Source organism: Streptosporangium sp. NPDC002607 (assembly GCF_053592655.1).
Genome location: NZ_JBSFWD010000022.1, coordinates 127055 through 133388, shown reverse-complemented (window position 1 = coordinate 133388; position 6334 = coordinate 127055). Strand labels below are relative to the sequence as shown.

Annotated in this window: 6 protein-coding genes; 4 read left to right on the top strand and 2 right to left on the bottom strand. The window is 70.7% G+C overall.

From position 1 onward, the window contains the following. Positions 1-665, top strand: a 665-nt coding sequence (locus tag ACWD3H_RS24780; protein WP_451956651.1) for a cell envelope integrity protein TolA, incomplete at its 5' end; no start/stop codon positions are given. 672 nt (positions 666-1337) lie between these two features. Here ACWD3H_RS24780 and ACWD3H_RS24775 read toward each other — a convergent pair. Further along, complete coding sequence (locus tag ACWD3H_RS24775; RefSeq protein ID WP_451956666.1) at positions 1338-2219, bottom strand: endonuclease/exonuclease/phosphatase family protein; 882 nt, start codon at positions 2217-2219, stop codon at positions 1338-1340. Positions 2220-2418: 199 nt separating this feature from the next. On the opposite strand from ACWD3H_RS24775, the gene ACWD3H_RS24770 reads away from it, so the two are divergent. Together ACWD3H_RS24770 and ACWD3H_RS24765 are read left to right on the top strand one after the other, a co-directional pair. Beyond that, a complete protein-coding gene (locus tag ACWD3H_RS24770) occupies positions 2419-3267 on the top strand; it encodes an NAD(P)H-binding protein (RefSeq protein WP_355550484.1) in 849 nt (282 codons plus the stop codon). Positions 3268-3403: 136 nt separating this feature from the next. Beyond that, complete coding sequence (locus ACWD3H_RS24765; protein WP_451956650.1) at positions 3404-4261, top strand: NAD-dependent protein deacetylase; 858 nt, start codon at positions 3404-3406, stop codon at positions 4259-4261. 111 nt (positions 4262-4372) lie between these two features. On the opposite strand, the gene ACWD3H_RS24760 is transcribed toward ACWD3H_RS24765, so the two are convergent. Beyond that, a complete protein-coding gene (locus ACWD3H_RS24760; protein ID WP_451956649.1) occupies positions 4373-5062 on the bottom strand; it encodes an HAD family hydrolase in 690 nt (229 codons plus the stop codon). A gap of 744 nt (positions 5063-5806) precedes the next feature. Here ACWD3H_RS24760 and ACWD3H_RS24755 point away from each other — a divergent pair. Beyond that, the gene (locus ACWD3H_RS24755; protein ID WP_451956648.1) at positions 5807-6334 is read left to right on the top strand and encodes a hypothetical protein; all 528 of its coding nucleotides are present in this window, start codon (positions 5807-5809) and stop codon (positions 6332-6334) included.

The following is a 6334-nucleotide window of genomic DNA, read 5'->3' as shown; positions in this document are numbered from 1 at the left end:
AGGCCCGCAACAAGGCCGAAGCAGAGGCAGAGGCCAGGCAGAAGGCCGAAGCAGAAGCCCGACAGAAGGCCGAAGCAGAGGCCCGCAACAAGGCCGACGCCGACGCCCGCAACTGGGCAGCGGCACTCGCGGCGGCTCTCAACAAGGCCGAAGCAGAGGCCCGCAACAAGGCCGAAGCAGAGGCGAAGGCCAGGCAGAAGGCCGAAGCAGAAGCCCGACAGAAGGCCGAAGCAGAGGCCCGCAACAAGGCCGACGCCGACGCCCGCAACTGGGCAGCGGCACTCGCGGCGGCTCTCAACAAGGCCGAAGCAGAGGCAGAGGCCAGGCAGAAGGCTGAAGCAGAGGCCCGCAACAAGGCCGACGCCGACGCCGACGCCCGTAACAAGGCCGACGCCGACGCCCGCAGCAAGGCCGAAGCAGAAGCCCGACAGAAGGCTGAAGCAGAGGCCCGCAACAAGGCCGACGCCGACGCCCGCAACTGGATACCGGTTCCCCCCTGGCCCTCAAACGGCGGCACCAGCCCCGGGGCCTTCGGCACCGCCCTCGGAAACAAGATCGAGGCCGCCGCTCAGGACAAGGCCGGCGCTGCCACCAACAAGGTCCCAACAATCAAGCAGCCTCTCGACTGCCGCACAGGTGGGGCGACCGCTCCGCCTCAGCACTAGTACTGCTCTCGTTGATCGTTCCTGCGGTCCAAGCAAGAAGATCACAATAGAAGAGCCGCGGACATAATTGACGATGTGACCCGACCGCCGGATCTGGAGGGCCTGGCCGTCGGCGAAGTCGTCGAAGGAACCGAGAGCGGGCCGATCGTGTGGTCGGTGACGAATGACGAATGAGCGCACGCCTGTCACCATGCGTGGTGGCGATCGTGCGTTGGCTTCGGCACAAGCACCACCGCCTCGGATGGAACGACATCCGCCACCGGTTCTGTGACCGTGACTGGAGAATCGCCCACAACGGCATCGTGTTCGTCGGCGCCTTCAGTGTCGCCGTGACACGGTATCGCTGCCACGGCAGGAACATTCCACACCATGGACCCCGAGCCCGGCAACTGTCAGCAGTTGCCGGGCTCGGGGTCCAGACATGTAAAGAGCCCGGAGCGGGGCGTGATCCGGATCAGGTTGGGCGGCCCGCGGGCGGCGACGCTGAGCGCCGCCTCCATCCACTACATGCGTGACGGCAGCCGCCGGTGCACATCCTGCGCGTCCCGCACGACGGCGCGATCGACGTGACCATCACGCTGAACCACCGACACCCGGAACCACGGATGACGCCGGTCGGGGCTACCCGACGGTGCGCGGCGAGTCGGCCGCCCCCCTGCTCGCCTGTGTGCGTCAGAGCTTGATGCGGGCGGCGATCGGCAGGTGGTCGCTGCCGGTGGCGGGCAGGGTCCAGGTGCTGACGGGGGTCGCCGCGCGGGTCATGACATGGTCGATCCTGGCGACGGGGAAGGCGACGGGCCAGCTGAAGTCGAAGCCGTCCCGCGCCGGGATCAGGCGCGAGGTGAGGGGGGCCAGGCCCCGGTCGTCGAGGGTGCCGTTGAGATCGCCCAGCAGGATGACCCGCTCCAGCCTCTCCGCGGCGATGGCCCCGCCCAGCGCGACGGCGCTCTCGTCCCTCCGGCCGGAGCCGAAGCCGTCCGGCAGCCGGACGCGGAGCGAGGGAAGGTGGGCGACGTAGACGGCCACGTCGCCGTACGGGGTCCGCGCCGTGGCCCGCAACCCCCGGCTCCAGTCGCCCTCGATGTCCTTCGGCCTGATGTCCACCGGCCGGGAGTCCGTGAGGGGATACCTGGACCAGAGCCCGACGGTGCCCACGACGGCGCGGTGGGGATGGTCCGGCGCGAGGGCGGCCCCGTAGACGGGCAGCGCCTCGGGGGTCACCTCCTCCAGGGCGACAAGATCCGCACCGGCTCCGGCCAGGGCCCGCGCGGTTCCGGCCGGGTCGGGGTTGTCGTCCGCGACGTTGTGCTGGAGCACCGTCAACTGGGACACCGCCAGATCGTGTGCCGCTCCCCGCTCGGCGGGCGGCAGCCGGCCGCCGAAGAGAGCGGCCCAGACCGTCACGGGGAGCAGCAGGGCCACCGCCGCGAGAGCCGAACGCCGCAGCAGCGCCAGAACCCCCAGCAAGGGAACCGCCAGGCCGACCCAGGGCAGGAACGTCTCCAGCAGGCTGCCGAGGTTGCCCACGGCGTTCGGCACGGCGTCGTGGAACATCAGCAGCCCGGCGACCAGCACGGCGAGCGACGCGAGGACCCGCCCGCGCGTCCACGGCGTCCCGGCCTTCCCGCCCTCGCTTCCGGGGAACGGCTGATGCTCGGTGGACAACGGTCCCATCCTCCCTGACTCCCTTGACCTGAACCAAAGTTGAAGTTGAAGACTGATCGCGGCATTCCCACTGACGAAGGAGATCATCATGATTCTGGTTACCGGGGCGACCGGCAAGGTCGGCGGCCAGGCCGTGGCCCAGTTCCTCGGCGCGGGCGCCGCCGTGCGCGCGCTGGCCCGCGATCCCGCGTCCGCCAGGCTCCCGGAGGGCGCCGAGGTGGTACGCGGCGACCTGGCCGACCCCGGCAGCCTGGACGCCGCCCTGGACGGGGTCGACTCGGTGTTCCTCGTCTGGCCGACCCTCGCGGCCGACCACGCGGCGCCCGCGACCATCGAGAGGATCACCGAGCACGCCCGCCGCGTCGTCTACCTCTCCGCGCGCGGCACGTCCGACGCCCCCGGCCAGGACCCGAACTCGATCCTCGGCTCCCACGCCCTCATCGAGGGGCTGATCGAGCGGTCCGGAGCGGAGTGGACGTTCCTGCGGCCCGGCGGGTTCGCCGCCAACACCCTGATGTGGGCCGCCCAGATCCTCCAGACCGGCGTCGTCCGCTGGGTGCACGGTGCGGCCACCAGACCACTGATCCACGAGCGCGACATCGCCGCCGCGGGGGTGAGCGTGCTCACCGGCACCGGCCACGCCGGGGCGAGGTACGTGCTGACCGGCCCCGAGGCGCTGACCCAGGTGGAGCAGGTGACCGCCATCGGCGAGGTGATCGGCCGGCCGACGCGCTGGGAGGAGCTCGCACCGGAGATCGCGCTGCGCGAGCTGCTCGACCAGGGCTGGCCTGCCGCCGCGGCGGAGGGAATCATCGACGGGCACGCGCGGATGGCGGCCACCCCGGAGTCGACCACCTCCACCGTGGAGGAACTCACCGGAGCACCGGCCACCCCGTTCCGCCGGTGGGTGGCCGACCACGCCGACGACTTCCGCTGACCACCCCCGACCGGCACCACCGCGTCACAACCACTGTGGCCACGAGACAACCATCCCGGCATCCCAGGAGGCGGGACAGCCCGACCGATGGCAGGCCCGATGCCGTGCGGTATCCGAGGTGGGTCAGTATGGGAGGGTGAGCGAGGATACGAGCGCGCTGGCGAAGCTGGTGGCCGCGGGCGGTGTCGTGGTGCTGAGCGGGGCCGGGATATCGACGGAGTCGGGAATTCCCGACTACCGGGGGCCGCTCGGCTCCCTGGTCCGGCACACCCCGATGACCTACCAGACGTTCACCGGCGACCCGGCCGCCAGGCGGCGCTACTGGGCGCGGAGCTACCTCGGGTGGCGGGCGATGACCGGGGCGAGGCCGAACAGCGGCCACCACGCGGTCGCGCGGCTCCAGCGGCGCGGCCTGGTGGCCGGCATCGTGACGCAGAACGTGGACGGCCTGCACCAGGCGGGCGGCGCCGAGGCGGTCGTCGAGCTGCACGGCAGCCTGCATCAGGTGATCTGCCTGGACTGCGGTGATTCGAGCCCGCGCGAGGAGCTGGATCATCGCCTGACGCTGGCGAACCCCCGGTTCGGTGCCCGGGCAGGCGCGATCAACCCGGACGGCGACGTCGAGCTGGCGGACGAGGAGGTCGACGGGTTCCAGCTGGTCGGCTGCCGGGCGTGTGACCGGGGGGTGCTCAAGCCCGACGTCGTCTTCTTCGGGGAGACCGTCCCGCCGGAGCGCGTCCGCGCGTGCTACGCCCTGGTGGAGCGAGCGCGCCTGCTGCTGGTGCTCGGATCGTCGCTGACGGTGATGTCCGGCCGCCGGTTCGTGCTGCACGCCGCGAAGCTCGGCATCCCCGTGGCGATCGTCAACCAGGGCCCGACCCGCGGCGACGGCTACGCGACGCTCGCCGTCGACGCCCCGCTGGGCACGGTCCTGCCGGAACTGGTCAGGCTCGCCGACGTGCGTGCCATGACCGCCGGCCCGCCCTCACGGTAGGGCGACCGCCTCTCGCCGGAGGCCGCGGCGCGCGGCCGTCCCGCGACCACGGGGAATCCGCGCACCAGGCGCCATGGTCGGTCGCGCGGCCCGGCGACGGCCGGGACCGCCCTACGGCTCCGACGGCCCCAGGAGTGCCCGTACCACGGCGGCGGTGTCGGCGAGATCCTCCAGCACCAGCTCCGCACCGGCCTCCTTCAGGGCCTGGACGTCGCTGGAACCGGTGGCGACGGCCACCACCCTCGCCCCACCCTCAAGGCCGGCTAGAACGTCGTTCGGCGTATCCCCGACCAGCACCGTGTTCCGCACGGTGAAGGATTCCTCGTACTTCCGCGCGGCACGCTGCTGCGCCAGGCCCACCAGCACCGCGCGGTCCTCGTGGTCCATCCCGTAGGCCCCCACCTCGAAGTCCACAAAACCCTCCAGCTCGAACGCCCTGAGCTTGCCGATCGCCAGCGGCTCCATGTTCCCGGTGAGCAGCGACTGGATCACGTCGGCCCGGCCCGCCAGCACGTCGAGCACCTCGCGCACCCCCGCCAGGACCCTGCCCCGCTGCGAGATCTCCGCCTCGTAGACGACGAACGCCTCGGCGAGGGCCGCGACGAAGGAGCTCAGCAGCTCCTCCGACACCTCGACGTCGTGCATCCGGAGCGTCTCCGCCGTGATCGCCCAGTCGGTCCGCCCCGCCATGGCCGCGACCCGCCGCATCGGCTGCCCGGTCACCACCTGGAACGCCTCGGCGTAGATGTCCCTGCCGACCCCGTCGATGCTGACCAGCGTGTGATCGATATCCCACAGCACAAGCGTTCTAAAAGAGCCCATCATCCGAGCCTAGCGAAGCGGGTACCTCCCCCGCCGGGGGCCTCTCCCGCCGGAAAACCACTGGAAGCCGGGATGCGTGACATCAGCCAGGCGGTCTGGTCGAGGTCGGTCAGCCGCTCACCTCGTCCACCGCTTGGCCGAGGACCTCGGCGGCTGCGAGCGCGGCGCGGGTGTGAGCAAAACGGACAGCAACCATAAGTATCCGCGCGGTCACTATATGCTTCCCCCTGTCAGGAGGGGCCGCCCTCGGGGGAACAGGCAAGGTCTCCGCCCGAGGGCGCCCCGGTCGCACCCGGAGAAGCCGTCCGGGGCACCCCGTCCGGGACGACGGCCAATCGTCAAGGCCGATCAGTACGGCACTCCCCCCGGCTGATCCTCGCGCCCGGCCACTGTCGGGCGCACCGGGCCGGCCTCGATGCCCTCCACTCGGACCCGCGCCATCAACCCCAAGGCAACCATGAGCAACTGTTCGGCACAGGAAGTCGCCTACAGGTAAGGGTGCGCGGTCGTGGACCCATTGCCGAAGTCCGCGCCTTTCGGCATTTCATTGCCATGGAACGGTATTGCAGCGATTGCACGCGTCGCGCCTTTGATCTTGCGGAAACCGCGAAGAGTTATCGTCCGCTACGAGGCGTGCCGGTATGCCCGCGGGCTTGATTCCTTGGGTTAAGCGTCCGAGCTGCGCATCGCCTCTCACATCCCGCTTGAACATTGGATCAGAAGATGCGTAAACCGCTTTTGGCGATCGCCGCAGCCGTCGGTCTCAGCCTTGTCGCAGCGACCGCTCTGCCCGCCCTGGCCGTGGACACCACCGTCACGTTCTCGATCACGTCCGCCGGTCTCACGGTCAACGCGCCGGGGTCGGCGAGCCTCGGCTCGGTGGCATCCGGCGCCGCCAGCATCTCGGGGCAACTCGGTTCCGTCACGGTGACCGACGAGCGCGCCACCCTGAACGGGTCCTGGACCGCGACCGTCACCGGCACCGACTTCACCACCGGCGCGGCCACGGGGCCCGAGACCATCCCGAACATCAACCTCAGCTACTCCCCCGGATCGGCCACCGCCACGACGGGCGAGGGGACCTTCACGCCCGGTCCCGGCGGCATCATCAACGTGCCGCGCACCGCGTTCACCGGCACCGACCTCGTCGGTAACAACACCGCCACCTGGAATCCGACGCTCACCGTGACGATTCCGGCCGCGACCGTCGCGGGAACGTACACCGGCACCGTCACCCATTCGGTCGCCTGA